Source organism: Microbacterium sp. HSID17254, from assembly GCF_003989315.1.
In the GTDB taxonomy this organism is placed as follows: domain Bacteria; phylum Actinomycetota; class Actinomycetes; order Actinomycetales; family Microbacteriaceae; genus Microbacterium.
In genome coordinates this window covers 86,585-104,398 of record NZ_RBLT01000008.1, presented here as the reverse complement: position 1 = coordinate 104,398, position 17,814 = coordinate 86,585, and the positions used below count along the sequence as shown (strand labels likewise).

Genomic DNA, 17,814 nt, shown 5'->3' with positions numbered 1-17,814 from the left:
CTCGCGGGCGGCGTCCGTCGGGGGAGGTATCCCTGGTCACCCGAAGGAGTGATCTCTGCCGGAGGCGTCTCCGATAGCCTCGGGGGATGCGGGAAGAAGTCCTCGAGGGCGGCAATGCGAGCGGACCCGTCGTGCGGGTCGGGGACACCGTCCGCAAGGCGTGGACAGCCGCGACCCCGCACATCATCGCCTACGTGCGGGCGCTGCGGGACGGCGGCGTCGACGCGCCGGAGCCGCTCGGCAGAGATGCGCAGGGGCGGCAGATCATCGAGTTCCTCCCCGGGACGCTCGCCATGGACGCCGCGCCGCTCTCCGCCGCCGAGCTCGGTCACGTGGGCGGGATGGTTCGCCGGATCCATGACGTCTCGGCGCGGTACGTCCCTGCTGTCGACGCGATCTGGGAACCACCCCTCTCGGCGCCCGCGCAGGAGCTCATCTGCCACAACGATCTGGCGCCGTGGAACCTGATGCCCGGCGACCGCTGGGTCTTCATTGATTGGGACGGCGCCTCCCCGAGCACCCGGTCGTGGGACCTCGCCTTCTCCGCGCAGACGTTCGCGCTTCCGGATCCGACTCGGGACCCGCAGCGCTCCGCCGCCGACCTCGCGGCGTTCGTCGACGGATACGGCGCCGACGAGGAGCTGCGCGCGGTGCTCCCGGACATGATGCGCCGGCGCACGCAGGCGATGCTCGACCTGCTGCGCTCGTCCGCGGAGACGGGGCGCGAGCCGTGGGGCACCATGTACCGCACGGGTCACGGGGCGCACTGGGCGGCGGTGCTCGACTACGTCACCGCGCATAGGGGTGTGTGGCAGCGGGCGCTGGCGTGACCGTTCCGCCAGTCTGCTTCTCCTAGGGTGATCGACATGAGTGACGACGTCGGCCGCGCAGTGATCGCGGATCTGTGCCGGATCCCGAACCCGGAGTCGATCGACAGGACGACGTACGTCGACCTCGGCGGTGTCTCCCAGTTCGTCTCGATCCGCGGTCGCAGCACACGGAACCCCGTGCTCGTCGTCTGCCACGGCGGTCCTGCCCTCCCGTCGCTGCCCTCGTCGTGGGTCTGGCAACGCGGCGTGGAGGACTACTTCACGGTCGTCAACTACGACCAGCGCGCGAGCGGCAAGTCCGTGGGCTCCGTGTCCGAGGACATGGACCTCAGCGTCGACCGGTACGTCGACGATCTCGTGGAGCTGATCGCGTGGCTCCAGGGGGAGCTCGGCGTGCCGAAGGTCGGGGTGCTCGGGCACAGCTGGGGGACGGTCCTCGGGCTCGCCCTCGCCCGGCGGCGTCCCGACCTGCTGTGGGCGTACGTCGGCGTCGGCCAGGTCATCTCCGGTCCCGAGAACGAGGAGGAGAGCTTCCGCCACGCGATGCGGAGTGCCGTCGCGGACCGGAACGAGCAGGCGATCTCCGAGTTGCAGGCGCTCGGGGAGTACCCCGGTGACGAGCCGTTGACCGTCGAACGCATCGTGACCTGCCGGAGATGGGCGCAGTACTACGGCGGCCTCTCGGCGTATCGCTCCGACTTCGCGTACTTCACCGAGTCGCAGGAGCTGTCCCCGTATTACACGGACGCCGACCTGGGCCTCATCGGTGTCGGGCAGCGGGCGACCATGCCCGCGGTGCTGCCCGCCCTGCTCGGCTTCGACGCCCGCCATCAGACGGTGTTCGAGGTGCCGATGCTCCAGTTCCTCGGCCGGCACGACTGGACGACCCCCACCGGGCCGGTCGCCCGCTGGCTGGAGACCGTGACGGCGCCGTCGACGCACGTCGTGTGGTTCGAGAACTCCGCGCACCTCTGCATGTTCGAGGAACCGGGGAAGTTCCTGGTGAGTCTCGTGACCCACGCGCTGCCGCACGCGGTCGAGGCGGGGCAAAGCAAAACCCCCGCCATGTAGAAGCTAGGCGAGGGTTTCTGGGCTGATTGTAATGATCAGCCTTGTGGCTCCGACCGGCATCGATCCGGTGACCTTTCGATTTTCAGTCTCACAATTGTGTCCGTATGGACTTGCTTTCCTTCCGTCCGACTGGCTAACCTAGCCGTACGGAATCACACGGCATCGCCTGGAATCGCCAGGAAGGATGCACCTGTGGTTGCACCTTGGCCGGAAGGGAGCAGCGATGATCCGCCAGCGGAACATCCGTAGAAGACCGATGCATGTCGGAGTGATCAACCTCGAACTTTGGAGCGCGCATGGCAGAAGACTCGAAGCGCACGCAACGTGCGCCTAGCCGCGGTAAGGGCGAGGGGGCGGTCTTCCAGGACAGCCGGGGCCTTTGGACCGCCGTGCTGGAACTGCCCTCTCAGGACGGAAAGACCCGCCGCCGCAAGTACATCCGCGCCAAGTCAAAGCCGGACCTCATGGTGAAGTTCGCCAAAGCGCGTCGAGAGCTCGAGGATCGCGGGGACCTTGACACGAATGTGTTGACGGTCGAGCAGTGGTTCACCTACTGGCTTGAACAGGTCGCCGCTAAGAGGGTGCGGCCAGCAACACTGAATGGGTACAAGTCGGTGGTCAAGGCGCACATCGTCCCGGGCCTGCGTCCCGGGACCAAGCTAGACAAGATCACCGCCGCGACCATTCGGAGGGTTCACGCGTCTGCGCTGAACGCTAACGGTTCCTCCACGTACGCCCTCAACGCCCATCGGATCATGTCGGCATCGTTTGAGGTTGCTGTCCGCGAGGGGCGCTTGTTCCGTAACCCGGCCAAACTTGTTGAGGCGCCGCGTCGAGCGGTTACGTCGCTCGACGTGCTAACGAAGGACGAGGTTCGAGAGTTCATCGCCCGCGCTAGGGCGACTCCAGGTGGAACCCGTTGGATCGTGAGCGTCCTTACGGGTGCGCGGCGCGGCGAGGTTATCGGCCTTGAACGTGACCGTGTTGGCGACGTCCTCGACCTGTCATGGCAGTTGCAGCGTCTCCCTGGCGCCAGGGACGGCAACCTAGTGGCCCCGGCAGACTTCGAGTACCGCCACATTCGCGGAGGCCTGTACTGGACGCGGCCGAAGTCGAAGGCGGGATGGCGCATCATCCCCCTCGTCGAGCCACTGCGAACCTATCTCCTGGAACACCTCGAATCAGAACCCGAGAACCCTTGGGGCCTCGTGTTCACCGAACACGGACGGCCCAGGGACCCAGACCGCGACACCAAAGCCTGGAACCGATTCGTGGAGGACATCTTTCCCGGGCGCAACGTTCGGTTGCACGACTTGCGCCATACCGCCGTGGACATGCTCTACGAGGCCGGCGTCCCCGAGGACCTGATGATTGAGATCGTCGGGCACTCGACGCGCACGATGACCCGTGCGTACAAGACTCGCGGCAACATCGACCGCCTGCGCATCGCTATGAGCAGCTTCGGTGAGCTCGTCACGCCGCCGGCGGATGGGCCAGCACGTATGCTCGAAACAGGCGGGTCGTAACACCAAGCTCGTGGATAACCCGTTGTTCATCAGGGCACCACTTGTACAAGTCGGCAAGTTCGTCGGGATCGATCAGATTCTGCGCGGCGAACTTGTCGGCTTGTTTTTCGTGCTTTGGGCGATCGTCTTCATGGCCATGGGCTGCGTGTCCCACGCCATGCGCAAGGGCAGAACGTTGATGGACGGCACGAATTCGCGAGTTCACGATAAGCGTGTTGTACTCAGGCAGCCACAGCTCATGCCCGGTCCGGAGCGGTCTCGTTACGACTTCGAGGCCTAGCGAGGCGGCGTGCTCCCATGGGTCGTACGCACGGCCCCTAGGGAAGGTCTGACTCGTCCTGGTCCATGTGCTCGTCATTGATTGCTGCCTTCTTCTGGATCGCTTCCAGTTCGTCGTCGGTCATCTCAGCCGGGTTCTTCTTCTGTCGTTGATCGGCGATGCTAGCGACGGGTGGGGACACTGGCGCTTCGGGGTTGAGAGTCGGCCCGTCGGACCACCACCCTCCAAAGCCCTCCGCCCGCTCAACGGCTCGCCGAACAAGCTCCTGCGGAGTTATTCCGAACACCCTCGCGAACCTGGCGATCGCGGTGACATGGATATCCCTAGGGGCCTCGCTGAGAATTCGATTGATCGTCGACTCGCTGAGGCCCGTCTCAACGATCAGCTCTCGCACCGACTTCTTGGGCCGCAAAGCGGCCTTCTCTGCGGCGATCTGAGCGCCCATGGCCCGGTTCAAGATCGAGTCTTTGGTATCCATCCGTCCAGCATATGCGCCGTGCGAGAACTTTTCAGCCCGTATGGACACTTTTCGCTTGCCTTCTCTCCGTACGGGTGTTACCTTGTCCATATGGAAAGAAGAAGCCCCGCCCAGACCATCGCCGCCAACGTGCGCGTGATGGCTGCCGACTCTGGTTTCGCCGTTGAAGCTGTATCCGAGGCCGCTCAGGTTGCTCGGTCCAAGATCGAAGGTTCTGAAGAACTGACGTTCGTGGACGTGTGCAACCTGAGCGGCCTTTTTGGCGTTCGGCCGGAGGTCCTGTTCGAGGGAGTGTCATGAAGAGCGTTGTGAAGCTCCTGCGCGAGATTCGCGATCTGTTGATGCAGCAGAAGCAGGTTGCGTACACCATCCCGGAGGCGGCTGGCGTTGCCCGGATCGGGGTTACGAAGCTGCGGGAACACATCGCACGGGGCGAGCTTGTCCCATCATTCATCGACTCCAAGCCCGTGATTCTTCATGACGAGCTTGAGCGGTGGCTTCGCGAAAGGCCCAACAAAGCGCCCCACTGAGGCGCCGGCTAACCACCGACAACCGGTTCCCGCACCTCCCTGTCGCGGGGAGGGGCGGACGAGTGCACCCAAAAACAGGGGCACCACAACAACACATAGTCGTCTTCCGGAACCCCTTCGGGGCAGGAGATACACCGTAAGCCGATGCCCGCTCGGGGCCCGGTTGAGGAAGACGACGCTTCACAGAACACCGACTACGGGGCTCCGGGATGAGTGCGGGCCTGTTGGGTGTGGAGTTTGACGCTGATGGAGCGGTTGTTGACTCCCGCGTATAGGTCGTTGAAGACGCTTCTGGCGTTGATGGTGCGGCTGTTGACCCGCGGGCATAGGTCGTTGAAGGCGTGGCGGGTGGAGGGCATACACCGGGGTTCGAGTCCCCGGCACCCACGTGGTTGCAGGCGTGAATGCAAAGAGGTTTCCCGCGCCTGCAACCCAACTACATGAGAGGTGCACATGTCTGAACTTGTACAGCGCGACTTGAACTGGGCGCGGAAGATCACTGAGCGTCTGCGGTTCCCTTCCGCATGCACATCTGGCAAACCGACCACATCTGGTGGCTCGACACCGGACTCAACACCATCCCCCACGAAACGTGGCGGCTCGCATGGGACCACGCGGCATTCATCCACCGCATCAGAACGGAATCCCTCACATGAACATCGATCGAGCCCGCGAAACGCTCAGCCAGCGCCTCCTCGACCTGGCAACCGCAGAAAGATCCCTCAGTCCCGCTCGCATCCGCCTCGCGCAAGAAGCCGTGGCGCGGGCAGAGAAGATCCTCGTCGAAGTCACCCTGCGAGACGAGGGCGGCTGGAAGCCATGAACTGTCCCGTCTGCAAAGACACCGGACACTACCTCTACTCGCGCGACCCCGACCTCGAAGACCTCTGCACGTGCGACGCCGGCGACCAACTCAGATCACCCGGCGAAATGGCACTCAAGCTGCTCTTCAACGCCTTCAAAGGACTGTAAACACCATGAATGAAGTAATCATCGCGGGCGGATCCGTGGCCACGATGCTCCTGATCCTCGGCATCCTCATCGCAATCGCGCAGGGCATCAAGGAGGCTTTGGAGATCATCGCCATCGTCCTCGGCATCCTCGCCGGATCCGCCCTAATCGTTCTGTTCTGGGCGTGGGTAGCAGGAGCATTCGCATGACGCTCACGACGTATGCCGAGCTCGAACAGGGCTCCGAATCATGGCTGGCTGCGAGATGTGGTCTACTCACCGCATCCACCCTCGGCAAACTCATCACCCCCACCACCCTCAAAGTCGCGGACAACGAAACCTCACGCGGCCTCACCCTCCAACTCGCCGCCGAACGCATCACCGGACACGTCGACTACGTGTACCCGACCGCGGACATGCAACGGGGGACAGACGACGAACCGTTCGCCCGTGACATCTACGCCGAGCACTTCGCACCGGTCGAACAGGTCGGGTTCATGGTCCGCGACTTCGGTTCATACCGCATCGGTTATTCGCCCGATGGCTTGGTTGGTGAAGACGGGCTCATTGAGATCAAGTCGCGACGCCCCAAGGAACACCTCAAGACCGTGTTGAAGGGGTTGCCGCCACTCGAGAACGTCGCCCAGGTCCAAGCCGGGATGCTCGTCAGTGGCCGCGAATACTGCGACTACATCTCCTACAGCGCCGGCCTCCCACTCTGGGTCAAACGCGTCCACCCCGAACAGCGATGGATCGACGCCATCCACGCCGCCGCCGAGACGTTCGAAATCAACGTCACCAACATCGTCAACAACTTCACCACCGCCACGCACGGCCTACCCATGACCGAACGGCGGGCAAGCATCGAGGAGATCACATTCTCATGAGCGATTACATCGAAGACGCAATCGAAGCGGAGCTTGCCGAACGAACCGACCCGTCGCCCCTGTGGTGTAACAACCAGTTGGCGCATGGGCCGCACAGCGAACGCAATCAGTTCGACGGCATCAACTACTGCACAGGGCGAACCGATCTAAAGCTCGAGATCACGCGAGTGCTCGACGCGCGTGACTGGGAGTACGTGCCCGGATTCCTGTCTCCGGATGGACGCGCTCGGGTCTCGGCGGGGACGATCGCCCCCGGTTACGTGGCGCAGTTCATTGCGGAGGGTGGGGAAGTGCTTAGGCGAAGGGTCGGAGCATTTGAAGTTGTCACCGCCGACACCGCACCATCGGCGGATGAGGAGTAGCCGTGGATGTCAGTGACGCGATAGTCGCGAAGTCCGATCAGCTCAACGCGATCGACCTTGTGGGCCGCGATGTCACGGTCACCATCGTTGACGTCAAACCAGGCTCAGCAGATCAACCCGTACACATCATCACCGACACATACGGCCCAGCGCGCCCCTGGAAGCCATCCAAGACTGCACTCCGGGACATCGTGCAGGCGTGGGGGACCGACAGCACCGTGTGGGTCGGGCGACGCATCACCCTCTTCAACGACCCCGAAGTGCTCTGGGCGGGGCAACCAGTCGGTGGCATTCGCATTCGGGCCATGTCACACATCGACAAGGCGTTCGAAGCGAAACACGTCATCACCCGCGGCAAAACCAAGAAGGTCATGATCCAACCCCTCACCGATGCCCCCGTGGACAGGTCAAAGGTTGATGCTGCACACGCCGCCATCAACCAGGCAACCACCACCCAGAAACTCGACGAGATCGCCGCACACGCAACACGCATCGGCATCCACAACCAGGTGAAAGACGCAATCGAGACGCGACGGGCAGAACTCGAGAAGTAAACAAAATCAATACGAAACGAGGGCGCGCAACCGACCACGGATGCGCGCCCTCACCGCACCCCAGGAGACAACATGACGGTGCTCACATTCGACTGGCCCAGGCCGCCACTCAACGCAAACCAACGCCTCCACTGGGCGCAGAAAGCAAAGCTCACACGCACCATCCGCGAGACGGTCGAAGGAACGGCGCGTCGTGCATTCATGGACCCTTTCGAGCACGTCACCGTGCAGCTCACATGGGTCGTCACAGACAAACGACGCCGCGACTCCGACAACATCTACCCCACCTTCAAAGCCATGTGCGACGGCCTCGTAGACGCCGGCATCGTCCCAGACGACATCCCTGCCTACATGGACAAACGCGCACCACTCATCCGCCACGAACCCGGCGGCAAGGCGCGACTCGAACTCGAGGTCACCGCATGATGTCAGGGCCAACCGCTGGAACATGCGCCGCCTGCAAGAAGGACATTCTCGCGATCATCGATCGCCTCGGACCCGACCAACTAGGCATCCAGTTCCAGATCATCGCGAACGGCCACAACACCGTCCCTTCATGGACCAGAACCGCCGAATCAAGACGCAAACGCATCTCCGCGATCCGCACGGAATGCATCAGACAAGGACACAAGACATGCGAACTCTCCTCGACATCTGCTGCGGCGCTGGTGGAGCCGCCAAAGGATACGCAGATTCCGGGTTCAACGTCATCGGCGTCGACATCGAACACCACGACTTCCCGTTCGGCGACTTCTACATGATGGACGCGATCAAAGCGCTCGAGCAGGTAGCAGCGAACAACTTGACCTTCGACGGTCAACCCATCGACGCGATCCACATCTCGCCGCCATGTCAGCGCTGGGCGACCGGCACGAAAGACCCGGATCGTCATCCAGACCTCATCACACCCGCCCGACCGCTGCTCGACACGATCGGGCTTCCTTATGTCATCGAGAACGTGCCCGGTGCACCACTCATCGATCCCGTCATGCTGTGCGGGTCCTCCTTCTTCGACAAAGGGGAGCGGTTGGGGGTCCGCCGGCACAGGCACTTCGAGGTCAGTGCGCCGCTCCTGAATAGGCCCGCGTGTCAGCACGTCGCACAAGGGACACCGGTGGGCGTGTACGGCGATCACCCGGACAGCCGTGAGTTCTTTCGGCCGGATGGTACGCGCCGTGGCGCCAAAGCAACCTCGCTCAAGCAAGGGCAGCGCGCAATGGGGATCGACTGGATGCCCTGGATCGACCTGAAAGAAGCCATCCCACCAGCGTTCACGCGCTGGATCGGCGAACAACTCATCGAACACATCGGAGTGACAGCATGACGATCCGTGTGTATACGGAGGACAACCTGACCCCGGAAACGTGGATCCAGGACGCCGCATGCGCCCAGATCGGTGGCGACGCATGGTTCCCCGAACCCAAAGACGAAGCAACCGCCAACCACGCCAAACGCATCTGCAAGACCGCATGCCCCGTACGCGAACAGTGCCTCGAGTACGCACTACGCACACGGCAACGCGACGGCGTGTGGGGTGGGTACACCGCGAAGTCGTTGCAAGCAATCAGGAGAAGGAGCGCCGCATGAGTTACCTGACAGCACCGGGCGCGATCCCGACCACGTACCCCAGGGAAGCACCGGAGCACGTCTGCGGGAAGTGTCGCAACCCGTTCACGGTAGGCAACCCGAACTGCCCAAACAGCCGCGAGAAGGAGTGATCTTGGATTTGCACAGGGCTATCCACAGCCTAACGGGTGCGAAGTCGCCAATCTCGCGATTCTGGATTACGGAAGGGAGATCGTAATGGATGGCAGAACAATCGTCGCGGAGTCCTACCTTTCAATGCTGACTGTCGACGACCGGCACGCTGGAATGTACGTTCGGCTCGCTTATAACTACAAGGTGCCTTTCGGGAAGATCGTCTATATCACGGGCTTCGATCCGGCACTTGTTGTCCGGCTCATCGAAGGGGGCGACTGACTTGGCATGGTTCAAAGTCGACGACGGGTTGCATTCGTCCAAGAAGTTCTTGTCCATCCCCAGGCGCCACCGGTTCGCTGCTATCGGAGTTTGGACCCTTGCCGGCTCATGGTGCGCCGATCAACTCACTGACGGTCACGTCCCGGCATACATGCTTGAGCAGTGGGGAACACCGCCCGCAGCGCCGGCGGCTCTCATCGACGCGGGTCTTTGGGGCCGTACGTCTGACGGATACGAGTTCTACAACTGGCACGCGTACCAGCCACGTAAGGAAGACGTAGACGCTGAGCGGGCCGCGAGTAGGGAGCGCATGCGGGAGTTGCGAGCGCGACGTAAGCAAGGGAAACCGCAGAAAGACGCGGAAGAACAGGAACCGTTCGGGCGAACAGGTCCGAACGGTTCGGAAAACGTTCGTAACCCCGACCCGACCCGACCCGACCCGACCCCTACTTCTAAAGAAGTAGAAGGCGCTTCGCGCGGTTCACGCGTCCCAGAACCCTTCGACATCAGCGACGACATGCGCGCATGGGCGAAGGAGGAAGTGCCGCTGGTCGACATCGATAGGAAGACCATCGAGTTCGTCGACTACTGGGCGGCAATCCCGGGCCAGAAGGGCGTGAAGCTCGACTGGGGGAGAACGTGGAAGAACGGCATGCGGAAGCAGCAGGAGTTCGCGGAACGTGATGCAGGCAAGCGGCCTCCGAAGCCGCAGGTCAAGATCCCGTCGAACGAAGAGTGGATGTACAGATGAACGCAGAGCAAGCCGTTCTTGGCTGTGTGCTTCGCGAGAACCGCGTGTTCCGGGAAGCGGCGCTCATCATCCGCGGCGACGACTTCGCCGACTCGCGACTCGGGGTCCTGTTCGATCGTCTTGGAACTGCAATCACGGCAGGGGAGAAACATGACGCCCTGACGATCGAAGGTCGTTTCGGAGAGTGGGGGATTCGCGGCATCGGCCCCGATGAGCCCTGGCGGTGGCTAGACATGGCAACCGCGCCATCCCTCGTCGCCTCGTATGCGTCGATCGTGAAGCAAGACGCGATGCGGCGAACTGGCCGTACTGTCCTGCAGGACGGTTTGGCGAAGCTGGGGGATCACGGCACAGACCCGGCGCAGGTTTGGGAGGACGTAAAGTCCGGGCTCACCCGGCAAGCATCACCGTCCTTTGACACCGTAACGCTGGCCGAGGTGTTGCAAATCCCCGACGACGCAGACTGGGTGATCCCCGGGCTCATGGAACGCAAGGACCGCCTCATTCTCACCGGGCACGAAGGCCTCGGCAAGACGACGCTGGTCCGCCAGATGCTCATTCTGCCGGCCGCCGGTGTTCACCCGTTCACGTTCGATGAGATCGACCCCATCACCGCCCTAGTTGTGGATGCCGAGAACACGGGCAAGCAGTGGATGCGAGCAGCGAGATGGATGAGTGAGCAAGCGCAACGGCGCGGCATGACTGATCCGACTCAACGCATCCACATGCGCCTGTCGGGCCGCTTGAACCTTCTAGATCCGGCCGAACTCGGAGGCATTCACCAGCTCATCGACCGCCATGATCCGGACGTCGTATTCATCGGTCCGCTGTATCGCCTGGCGCTGCGGATGAACACTGACGACGACATTGCCCCTGTGATAGCTGCCCTCGATTCGATTCGAGACCGAGGGGTTGCGCTGGTGATCGAAGCTCACGCCGGTCACGCTGTTGGCGTCAACGGAATCCGCGACGTGCGTCCCCGCGGATCGTCTGCGCTGCTGGGGTGGCCGGAGTTCGGCTACGGCATCCGAAAGGACACCGAACATCAGGAATTGTACGAGTTCGTCGCATGGAGAGGAGCGCGTGAGTTGCGCGAGTGGCCAGAGAAGTTGAGGCGGGGCGGGGCGGGACAGTTCCCGTGGCACGCGGTGCAGGAGTGGTGATGTCCGAAGTGGTGGTGTTCACGAATCCGTCGTGTGTGCAATGCACAGCAACACACCGATATCTGACCGAGAAGGGCGTGGAGTTCATTGAACTGCCCGCCGAGAACCACCTGCCGCTGTTGCGGGCGCTCAACCACATCAGCGCGCCCGTGGTTCTGGCAGACGGTGACCATTGGTCTGGGTTTCGCCCGGACCGCATTGACCGAGTAATCGAAGCAAGGAGAAACAGCTAATGGCTGACATTCAGGTCCGATCCGCGTTCGTCGACAAGGTACTCGTCGGCACAGACGGCCCATGGGGACTCAAGACAAGCGAACCCCACTCCCGTAAGAACGACGCCGGCGGATACGACACCACCGGGCGCACCTTCCGAACCATCCGCGGCAAGAACATCGACTGGACCCAGTTCCAGGAGAAGGGCCGCATCGCGTTCTTCGGCCGTGAAGAGACCGTCGAGCGTGAACACGAGGGCAAGAAGTATTACGACCTGCTCGTGTGGGTTGACGGGGTTACGGTGCTGCGGAACACGGGTCAGTCTCGTCCGGCGCCCACACCCGAACCCTGGCAGACACCGGGCGCATCCACCCAGACCGGCGCATGGACAACACCCGCAGGAGGTGACGGCTTTGGAAGCCCGACCCCTTTCTGACCTGATCGCAGCACTCCGTAAGGGAGACGGCAACGGTTGCGAACGATCGAACTGGCTCATGCAGGAAGCCGCCGACGCACTCATGGCAAACCAGGGCGCGATCGTCAACAGCATCATCGAACGCACACGAACCGAGGTACCGGAGCCGAGCGCCGATGCCCGGTGCTGTGCTCACGTGAAGTGTCCGAGTGGCTCGCTCTGCTGCTGCATAGACGAGGCCCCGGGGGCGAGCGCGTGCGTTTGCTTGCCCGCAATCGCTGGGATAAGCGACGGCCCGAACGTGGATTGCCCGGAACATGGTGAGCGGCTGGATGTTGCGGTGCTCCGTGAGGCGTGGGTGCACTACACGGCAGTGGGCGCATCTGTCGAAGTGCAGGAACAGAAGGCCGCGGTCTTCGACAGATGGATTGCTGGGCCGCGGGTGGAGCCGTCCTGCGACTACGAGGCAGGCTATGCGGAGGGGTTCCATCACGGGGTTTCGACTCCGCGTGGCTCTGCCGAGAATGACCGCGAGCAGGGCGAACCGTCCGACGCGCTGCCGCCGTTGTGGCGTTGTCCGTCGTGTCCGGTCATCCTTGTCGGTCCACAGATCGACGGTGCACGTGAACACACACTTGAACACGAAAGCGAGAACCCATGACCCGGGACGTTATGGATGAGCTATCCGCAATCGACTTGAAGCGGTCCGTGATACTACGAAAGCTCGAGGAGATGAGGGGAGAACTTAAAGAACTAGAAGCGGAGCGTGACCGCTTGTGCGATGGCGTGGACTTGCCGACAGAACCAGGCTGGTATCTCACCGCCGACGAAACGCCCGCGCGGCTCAGCGAGGACGGAACATGGGACGACGGCTGGGGCAACAGCGGTCCGGACTACGGGCCCGCCTGGCATCCACAACCACTAAAACGACTGATCGTCGCCACCGAAAGCGAGAACCCATGACCGAACTATCCGATGGGATGGCCCGACTGATCGGACCATGGACCCTCACCGTAACCGTCGACAACCGCGACAGACAGCAACACTTCCCGCCCCTTGTCGACATGCTCAACGGGCAGCTCGCACCCGGAATGGAAGGCGGAAGCGGGGGAGGGCTGCCGTCAACGCGCAACATCCTCGACGTCCAATCGCTCGACCTGCTCATCCACATTCAGGACGTCACCCGGGCATGGCTGCAGGAATGGGGAGTTCAGGGCGCCGGCGAACTCAAGTTGGATCTGCGCGGATTCTGGGAACGCCTCAACACCCTGCACAACACCGGCGCAATGGACGACACCACGTTCGAACACCTCGCCTCCTACCCAGACACGTGGGCGGCGAAAGTGTGGGACCTCATTGAACCGCCAAAGACCGTCCCGCTGCGGCGAACCGAATGCCCCAAGTGCGGGGAAGGGAAAGTGACCAACGGTGAGGGCGAATCAACCGACAACCTCATCATCACCTTCCGGGTCGGGCACGAGTTCACCGCCGAATGCCGCAACCGGGAATGCGCCGCGGTGTGGATCGGCGTCAAGGGCCTTCAGGATCTTGGGCGCTCTATCGGAGTCGAAATTGATATCGACACGCTTCAGGAGGCCGTAGCCCAAATGGGCTGAAGTCTGCTATCCTGAAGGTGCTTCGGATTATTGTGTCCGAAATCCATACCTCCCACGCCTCTCAACGAAGCGCACTTGGGGGGTTTTCTTGTACCCGGCTAGTTCGGGTCGGGGTGCGTGAGGCATCCGAGCACAAGCGCCCACTGCAAGGCGCCAACCTCACAGTTGTTCCTCCCGGTCGGCTCATGGAATGACCCGTGGCGAATGGTCGGTCGAGGACAAGCCGGGTCGACGCCGGCGAAAACAGGTTGCGTGAGGCAACCCGACAAACACACGACAGCCCCACCGACCCATAGCCCCACGCTTACAGGTCAAAGCGCGCACCCCGTCGTGTCAAACGCTCGTGTCCGGGTAAAGCCGTGGCGAGCACCCCGGGGATTGGCGTAACTGGGAGCCGCGCGCGATTCAAGATCGCGTGTCCGTGAGGACGTGAGGGTTCGACCCCCTCATCCCCGACACAGCTCTAGATCAAACGATGGCGACCCAAAGCCCGTTTAGATCAAACCCTTCATAACTTCACAGTGCATGTTCACGGCTTATGCCAAAACCGGCTATGAAAGGCGACCATCGTGTCCCTCGCAGACCGCGGCGCGAAGGCAGCGCCCAGAACCAAGTTCGAAACCTGGCTCGACACCCTCAACCCCGAACATCACACCATCGTCACCGGCTGGCTCGAAGACCCCTGGTACTCCAACCAGCGCATCTCCGAAATGATCCGCGACGACGACCCCTCAGACAACTTCACCGGGTACAGGGCAAACAAGGACACCATCGCTGTCTGGCGGAAGGCACACAATGTCGATCGCGGCTAGAGCACACGCCACCGAACCCACCACCAACACTGGCAGCGTTGACGTCGGCCCGGACGGGGGAGAGTTCCGGGACATCAAGTCCGAAACCCCGATCACCGACTGGACCGACATCTTCCACCGGTTCGGCCTTGACCCCGCATCGTTCGCCATCGTTGACGACACGGTGCGCATGTCGACCTGGCAGCAGTCGAAACGCCTCGAGGGCGGCGAACGTGACGTCGTGAACCTGTACTCGTACCGGGCACAGTTCAAACGCCTCACGGGTGCTGAGGTTGACCTTCCCGCACTTTATGCGGAGGGGCGCCGGAAGCCGCGTGCACAGGTCAAGACGGCGCCCGCGAACCGGGTCACCGTGGTTGCCCTGTCTGACGTGCAGGCCGGGAAAGTTGACCACCGTGGTGGGACGCCCGAGCTCATCGACCGTCTCGCCGGGATGAGGGACAGGCTCGCCGCACACCTCAAGCAGCGGAAACCCCAGTCGACGGTCCTCGCCGAGGTGGGGGACCTGTTCGAAGGTTTCGAGTCCGGCGGCAACCCCATGTTCACCAACGACCTGTCGTTGGCGCAACAGATGGACCTCGCTGGCACCGAACTGTACAAGTTCATCGAGGTCATGCACCGCCACGGGCACGTCGACGTCATGTCGGCGCCGTCGAATCACACGGCTTGGCGGAACGGGAAACAGAACCTTGGACGTCCCGGTGATGACCTTGGCATGTTCGTTCACCGGCAGGTCGCGAAGGTCGCACACGCGGCCGGGATCGACGCGTCCTGGACGTTCAGTGACGTGTACGACGAATCGGTCACCCTCGACGTCCTCGGAACTGTCCTCGGCATGGTTCACGGTAACCAGTTCTCACCCGGTCAAGCGATCGGGTGGTGGCAGAAGCAGCAGCACGGTGGCATGCCCATGGCGCGAGCCGACATCATGCTGAGCGGCCACTACCACCATTTGACTGTCATCCCTTCCGGTCGCAACCCGAACACGGGGCGGCAGAAGTGGTGGTTGCAAGCCTGCACGACCGACAACGGTTCGTCATGGTTCCGCAACGTCGGCGGTGGCGACTCCGATGCCGGCCTCCTTGTCTTCGACATCACCGAAGACGGATTCGACTTGCAGTCCCTCACGGTGCTTTAACCCATACCTCCCACCTCCCGCGCATTTCGTCTACGCGAGTTCGACTCATTCAGAGACAACCGGCGTCGAGGAACGGTGGGCAGAACCATGTGTGTGTTTCACGACACAAAACGTTGCTGTGTCGTGAAACACACACCCTAGAACTCACGCCCGCCTAGAAAGGCACGCTCAATGGAGAGCACAAGAAACCTCATCCGTGACCTCGCCATCATCCACATGGAGGGCGAAGGATGCTGGCAGTGTGTGTGCGCCCCAGCAGGAGACGACGATGACGCCTGATTGCACGGCCACGCACCTCCTCGCTAGCCACAAGTGGGTTGTCCGCTACGGCTTCTGCGAGTGCGGCTACGAGTGCGATGCGCACGAGTGGGTACGACACGTCGCAGTCCTCACTGCCACGCTGGCTTCGAGAACCGAGGCGGCGTTTTGATGCGAAACGAGGTACAGGACTTCATCGCCTGGGCGGATCAGTCACCCGCGGTCACCTGGGCCGGAAGCCTCGGACTCAAAGAACGATGGCTCAACCGCGACAACCCCGAGTACAAGGCGATGCTGCGAATGCGGGGCGAAGATGTCGACAACTTCCTCTGATTGCACGGCCGCACACCTCCTCAACAACGACTCCCTCGACTGCCACCTCACCAACGGTCACGCCGGCCCACACAAAGGCCACGCGGTAGACGGCGACTACTGGTGGCAGAAAGAACCCACAAGGACACGTCATGAGTGAGTCCTGGTACATCCTCGAACACGACTTCATCCTCGGGCTCCTCTACAGGGCACAAGCCGACGAAAACCCCGATCTCCTCATCATCGAAGTAGAAGCCAACTGCAACACGGTCGAAGTGGAAGACGACGATGCCTAGAGTTTTATCCAATGGCGTGCGCAAGGCGGCGATTGATCTTAGCGATCTTCCCCCCGGCGCGGTCATCATTGATCAGTACGGACACGCGTGGCAATCAGCCAGGAGATATGGCACTCTAGGGTCCGCATATGCTTCTGGATACTGGTACAGGGCATACGACGGCGTGGATGCGTCGGAAGTGTCCACTTGGGACTTGGCCTGCACAGCCGGAAAGTACCGCGTTGTATGGGATGGCGCTGATGGATGAGCGTGTCGAACGGCTCTGGCAGAAAGCCGAAGACGCCATCGACCGCAACGACACCGACCAAGCCGAGGAATACCGCGTACTCGCCGGCCACATCGCATGGCACCGACGCAAAGAAGCACGCGAACTCAACCGCACACTCGCATACGCCAACAAGGACGACTGATGCGCACCCTCACATGGACCGCCACCACCCTCACCGGGATCATCCTCGCCTACATCCTCCGCCGACCCGCACTCAACTGGGCCTTCAACCACAAGACGGACCAGCCCCAAACGCCTGACGGATGGACACCGAAGATGCGCACCTGGATCAACGGGATCGAACAGTGACCACGACGTGCGCCCGATGCGGACGACCCGCAACCTACCCGGCCAGCGGGACCATCACATGCGTCTGCGGCAACCGAATCCACGGCACAACCACCGGAGCACACGCATGACCGACACCTACGTCTGCGAAGACTGCGGCACAGGCTGGAACTCCGAAGCGAGCGCCGACGCATGCTGTGTCAACGACGATCTAACCGGCTACGACCCGAGTAGGCGCCGGCTCAGTTATCGACTCTCCTACGACTGAAACTCCACACCCACACGAAGCCCTGACCACACACCGCCAGGGCTTCACCCCGTTAAGGACAGGTCAACGATGACCCGCACACTCCACACCTGCGACACCTGCAACGAACAACACGTCAGCATCCTCGCCATGCTCATGTGCTGCGACCCAGCAGCACCAGGGGACACCGACTAGAGAGAGCGCACGAGCCCTCTCAACGCCGGCACCTTCGGAAGGTCAACCCACAACCGAGTGCTGTTCGTGTACGCGCCCATGCCATTCACGATGAAGTCGCCAGCACCGATCTCATCAAGCAGCGGGGCCAACAATGCGGCCTTAGTCGCCGAGACGTACCCGATCTTCCGTCCCTCCCAGATGACGACGATCGCATTCCGGTCATGCTTGTTCGAAGGCTCCCGCCTCAGCGTGTACACGGTCCCGCCAACATCCTCCCGCAGTGCATCCGGCACATAGATCACCGTGCCCTTCACCCGCACCCGGGTACTATCCAGCCCCCTCAGATCGAACCCAACAGGTTCAGAGGCAGCGGCACGCTTGAACAGGCGCATGGTCACAACATAGCGAGGCA

31 protein-coding genes and 1 tRNA gene are annotated in these 17,814 nt (G+C 62.2%); 29 read left to right on the top strand and 3 right to left on the bottom strand.

The window, feature by feature from the left end; genetic code table 11:
* The first annotated feature begins 86 nt into the window (after positions 1-86).
* From D8M34_RS06830 to D8M34_RS06820, 3 genes are all read left to right on the top strand, one after another.
* Complete coding sequence (locus tag D8M34_RS06830; RefSeq protein ID WP_126893549.1) at positions 87-830, top strand: phosphotransferase; 744 nt, start codon at positions 87-89, stop codon at positions 828-830.
* Positions 831-866: 36 nt separating this feature from the next.
* On the top strand, positions 867-1,901 hold the full coding sequence (locus D8M34_RS06825) for an alpha/beta hydrolase (RefSeq protein ID WP_126893548.1): 1,035 nt from the start codon (positions 867-869) through the stop codon (positions 1,899-1,901).
* Positions 1,902-2,197: 296 nt separating this feature from the next.
* Positions 2,198-3,427: a tyrosine-type recombinase/integrase gene (locus D8M34_RS06820; protein WP_126893547.1), complete on the top strand. Its 1,230-nt coding sequence runs from the start codon at positions 2,198-2,200 to the stop codon at positions 3,425-3,427.
* On the opposite strand, the gene D8M34_RS19860 is transcribed toward D8M34_RS06820, so the two are convergent.
* Entirely contained in the window at positions 3,375-3,785 is a 411-nt protein-coding gene (locus D8M34_RS19860; protein WP_126893546.1) for an ImmA/IrrE family metallo-endopeptidase, read from the bottom strand. The two genes, D8M34_RS06820 and D8M34_RS19860, sit on opposite strands and share 53 nt — an antisense overlap.
* Positions 3,745-4,185 (bottom strand): helix-turn-helix domain-containing protein, encoded by a 441-nt coding sequence (locus D8M34_RS06810; RefSeq protein WP_161973044.1) that lies wholly within the window; start codon positions 4,183-4,185, stop codon positions 3,745-3,747. Before D8M34_RS06810 ends, D8M34_RS19860 begins: the two co-directional genes overlap by 41 nt.
* 90 nt (positions 4,186-4,275) lie before the next feature.
* Here D8M34_RS06810 and D8M34_RS06805 point away from each other — a divergent pair, with 90 nt between their 5' ends.
* From D8M34_RS06805 to D8M34_RS18825, 26 genes are all read left to right on the top strand, one after another.
* Entirely contained in the window at positions 4,276-4,485 is a 210-nt protein-coding gene (locus D8M34_RS06805; RefSeq protein WP_126893544.1) for a hypothetical protein, read from the top strand.
* A complete protein-coding gene (locus D8M34_RS06800) occupies positions 4,482-4,715 on the top strand; it encodes a helix-turn-helix domain-containing protein (RefSeq protein ID WP_126893543.1) in 234 nt (77 codons plus the stop codon). The genes D8M34_RS06805 and D8M34_RS06800 overlap by 4 nt, the downstream gene beginning before the upstream one ends.
* A gap of 652 nt (positions 4,716-5,367) precedes the next feature.
* Positions 5,368-5,538: a hypothetical protein gene (locus tag D8M34_RS18850; protein WP_153244995.1), complete on the top strand. Its 171-nt coding sequence runs from the start codon at positions 5,368-5,370 to the stop codon at positions 5,536-5,538.
* Between the two features lie 154 nt (positions 5,539-5,692).
* Complete coding sequence (locus D8M34_RS06795) at positions 5,693-5,875, top strand: hypothetical protein (protein ID WP_126893542.1); 183 nt, start codon at positions 5,693-5,695, stop codon at positions 5,873-5,875.
* Positions 5,872-6,552 carry a lambda exonuclease family protein gene (locus tag D8M34_RS06790; protein WP_126893541.1) on the top strand — a complete coding sequence of 227 codons (681 nt, stop codon included), beginning with the start codon at positions 5,872-5,874 and terminating at the stop codon, positions 6,550-6,552. The genes D8M34_RS06795 and D8M34_RS06790 overlap by 4 nt, the downstream gene beginning before the upstream one ends.
* Positions 6,549-6,914: a hypothetical protein gene (locus D8M34_RS06785; RefSeq protein WP_126893540.1), complete on the top strand. Its 366-nt coding sequence runs from the start codon at positions 6,549-6,551 to the stop codon at positions 6,912-6,914. Before D8M34_RS06790 ends, D8M34_RS06785 begins: the two co-directional genes overlap by 4 nt.
* A gap of 2 nt (positions 6,915-6,916) precedes the next feature.
* A complete protein-coding gene (locus tag D8M34_RS06780) occupies positions 6,917-7,468 on the top strand; it encodes a hypothetical protein (protein ID WP_126893539.1) in 552 nt (183 codons plus the stop codon).
* 72 nt (positions 7,469-7,540) lie between these two features.
* Positions 7,541-7,894 carry a hypothetical protein gene (locus D8M34_RS06775; RefSeq protein ID WP_126893538.1) on the top strand — a complete coding sequence of 118 codons (354 nt, stop codon included), beginning with the start codon at positions 7,541-7,543 and terminating at the stop codon, positions 7,892-7,894.
* 130 nt (positions 7,895-8,024) lie between these two features.
* Positions 8,025-8,792: a hypothetical protein gene (locus tag D8M34_RS06770; RefSeq protein ID WP_202976256.1), complete on the top strand. Its 768-nt coding sequence runs from the start codon at positions 8,025-8,027 to the stop codon at positions 8,790-8,792.
* The gene (locus tag D8M34_RS06765) at positions 8,789-9,055 is read left to right on the top strand and encodes a WhiB family transcriptional regulator (protein WP_202976255.1); all 267 of its coding nucleotides are present in this window, start codon (positions 8,789-8,791) and stop codon (positions 9,053-9,055) included. Before D8M34_RS06770 ends, D8M34_RS06765 begins: the two co-directional genes overlap by 4 nt.
* The gene (locus D8M34_RS19750) at positions 9,052-9,186 is read left to right on the top strand and encodes a hypothetical protein (RefSeq protein ID WP_274543252.1); all 135 of its coding nucleotides are present in this window, start codon (positions 9,052-9,054) and stop codon (positions 9,184-9,186) included. Before D8M34_RS06765 ends, D8M34_RS19750 begins: the two co-directional genes overlap by 4 nt.
* A gap of 85 nt (positions 9,187-9,271) precedes the next feature.
* Positions 9,272-9,448 carry a hypothetical protein gene (locus D8M34_RS18845; protein ID WP_153244994.1) on the top strand — a complete coding sequence of 59 codons (177 nt, stop codon included), beginning with the start codon at positions 9,272-9,274 and terminating at the stop codon, positions 9,446-9,448.
* 151 nt (positions 9,449-9,599) lie between these two features.
* Positions 9,600-10,199, top strand: coding sequence for a hypothetical protein (locus D8M34_RS06760; protein WP_126893537.1), 600 nt, complete (start codon positions 9,600-9,602; stop codon positions 10,197-10,199).
* Complete coding sequence (locus D8M34_RS06755) at positions 10,196-11,362, top strand: AAA family ATPase (RefSeq protein ID WP_126893536.1); 1,167 nt, start codon at positions 10,196-10,198, stop codon at positions 11,360-11,362. Before D8M34_RS06760 ends, D8M34_RS06755 begins: the two co-directional genes overlap by 4 nt.
* Positions 11,362-11,595: a glutaredoxin domain-containing protein gene (locus D8M34_RS06750; protein ID WP_126893535.1), complete on the top strand. Its 234-nt coding sequence runs from the start codon at positions 11,362-11,364 to the stop codon at positions 11,593-11,595. Before D8M34_RS06755 ends, D8M34_RS06750 begins: the two co-directional genes overlap by 1 nt.
* Positions 11,595-12,011, top strand: a complete 417-nt coding sequence (locus tag D8M34_RS06745) for a hypothetical protein (RefSeq protein WP_126893534.1) — start codon at positions 11,595-11,597, stop codon at positions 12,009-12,011. The genes D8M34_RS06750 and D8M34_RS06745 overlap by 1 nt, the downstream gene beginning before the upstream one ends.
* A gap of 58 nt (positions 12,012-12,069) precedes the next feature.
* The gene (locus D8M34_RS06740; protein ID WP_126893533.1) at positions 12,070-12,651 is read left to right on the top strand and encodes a hypothetical protein; all 582 of its coding nucleotides are present in this window, start codon (positions 12,070-12,072) and stop codon (positions 12,649-12,651) included.
* Positions 12,648-12,953, top strand: coding sequence for a hypothetical protein (locus tag D8M34_RS06735; RefSeq protein WP_126893532.1), 306 nt, complete (start codon positions 12,648-12,650; stop codon positions 12,951-12,953). Before D8M34_RS06740 ends, D8M34_RS06735 begins: the two co-directional genes overlap by 4 nt.
* Complete coding sequence (locus D8M34_RS06730; protein ID WP_126893531.1) at positions 12,950-13,606, top strand: DUF7341 domain-containing protein; 657 nt, start codon at positions 12,950-12,952, stop codon at positions 13,604-13,606. The genes D8M34_RS06735 and D8M34_RS06730 overlap by 4 nt, the downstream gene beginning before the upstream one ends.
* A gap of 372 nt (positions 13,607-13,978) precedes the next feature.
* Positions 13,979-14,062 (top strand) — tRNA-Leu (locus tag D8M34_RS06725).
* Positions 14,063-14,175: 113 nt separating this feature from the next.
* A complete protein-coding gene (locus tag D8M34_RS06720; RefSeq protein WP_126893530.1) occupies positions 14,176-14,418 on the top strand; it encodes a hypothetical protein in 243 nt (80 codons plus the stop codon).
* On the top strand, positions 14,402-15,556 hold the full coding sequence (locus tag D8M34_RS06715) for a hypothetical protein (RefSeq protein ID WP_126893529.1): 1,155 nt from the start codon (positions 14,402-14,404) through the stop codon (positions 15,554-15,556). Before D8M34_RS06720 ends, D8M34_RS06715 begins: the two co-directional genes overlap by 17 nt.
* A gap of 429 nt (positions 15,557-15,985) precedes the next feature.
* Complete coding sequence (locus D8M34_RS18840) at positions 15,986-16,147, top strand: hypothetical protein (RefSeq protein WP_153244993.1); 162 nt, start codon at positions 15,986-15,988, stop codon at positions 16,145-16,147.
* A 131-nt stretch (positions 16,148-16,278) separates the two neighbouring features.
* Positions 16,279-16,422: a hypothetical protein gene (locus D8M34_RS18835; protein WP_153244992.1), complete on the top strand. Its 144-nt coding sequence runs from the start codon at positions 16,279-16,281 to the stop codon at positions 16,420-16,422.
* A gap of 239 nt (positions 16,423-16,661) precedes the next feature.
* Positions 16,662-16,832, top strand: a complete 171-nt coding sequence (locus D8M34_RS18830) for a hypothetical protein (RefSeq protein WP_153244991.1) — start codon at positions 16,662-16,664, stop codon at positions 16,830-16,832.
* Complete coding sequence (locus D8M34_RS18825; RefSeq protein WP_153244990.1) at positions 16,832-16,999, top strand: hypothetical protein; 168 nt, start codon at positions 16,832-16,834, stop codon at positions 16,997-16,999. Before D8M34_RS18830 ends, D8M34_RS18825 begins: the two co-directional genes overlap by 1 nt.
* Before the next feature lie 417 nt (positions 17,000-17,416).
* Here D8M34_RS18825 and D8M34_RS06710 read toward each other — a convergent pair whose 3' ends face one another.
* Positions 17,417-17,794, bottom strand: coding sequence for an HIRAN domain-containing protein (locus D8M34_RS06710; protein ID WP_126893528.1), 378 nt, complete (start codon positions 17,792-17,794; stop codon positions 17,417-17,419).
* Between the last annotated feature and the right edge of the window lie 20 nt (positions 17,795-17,814).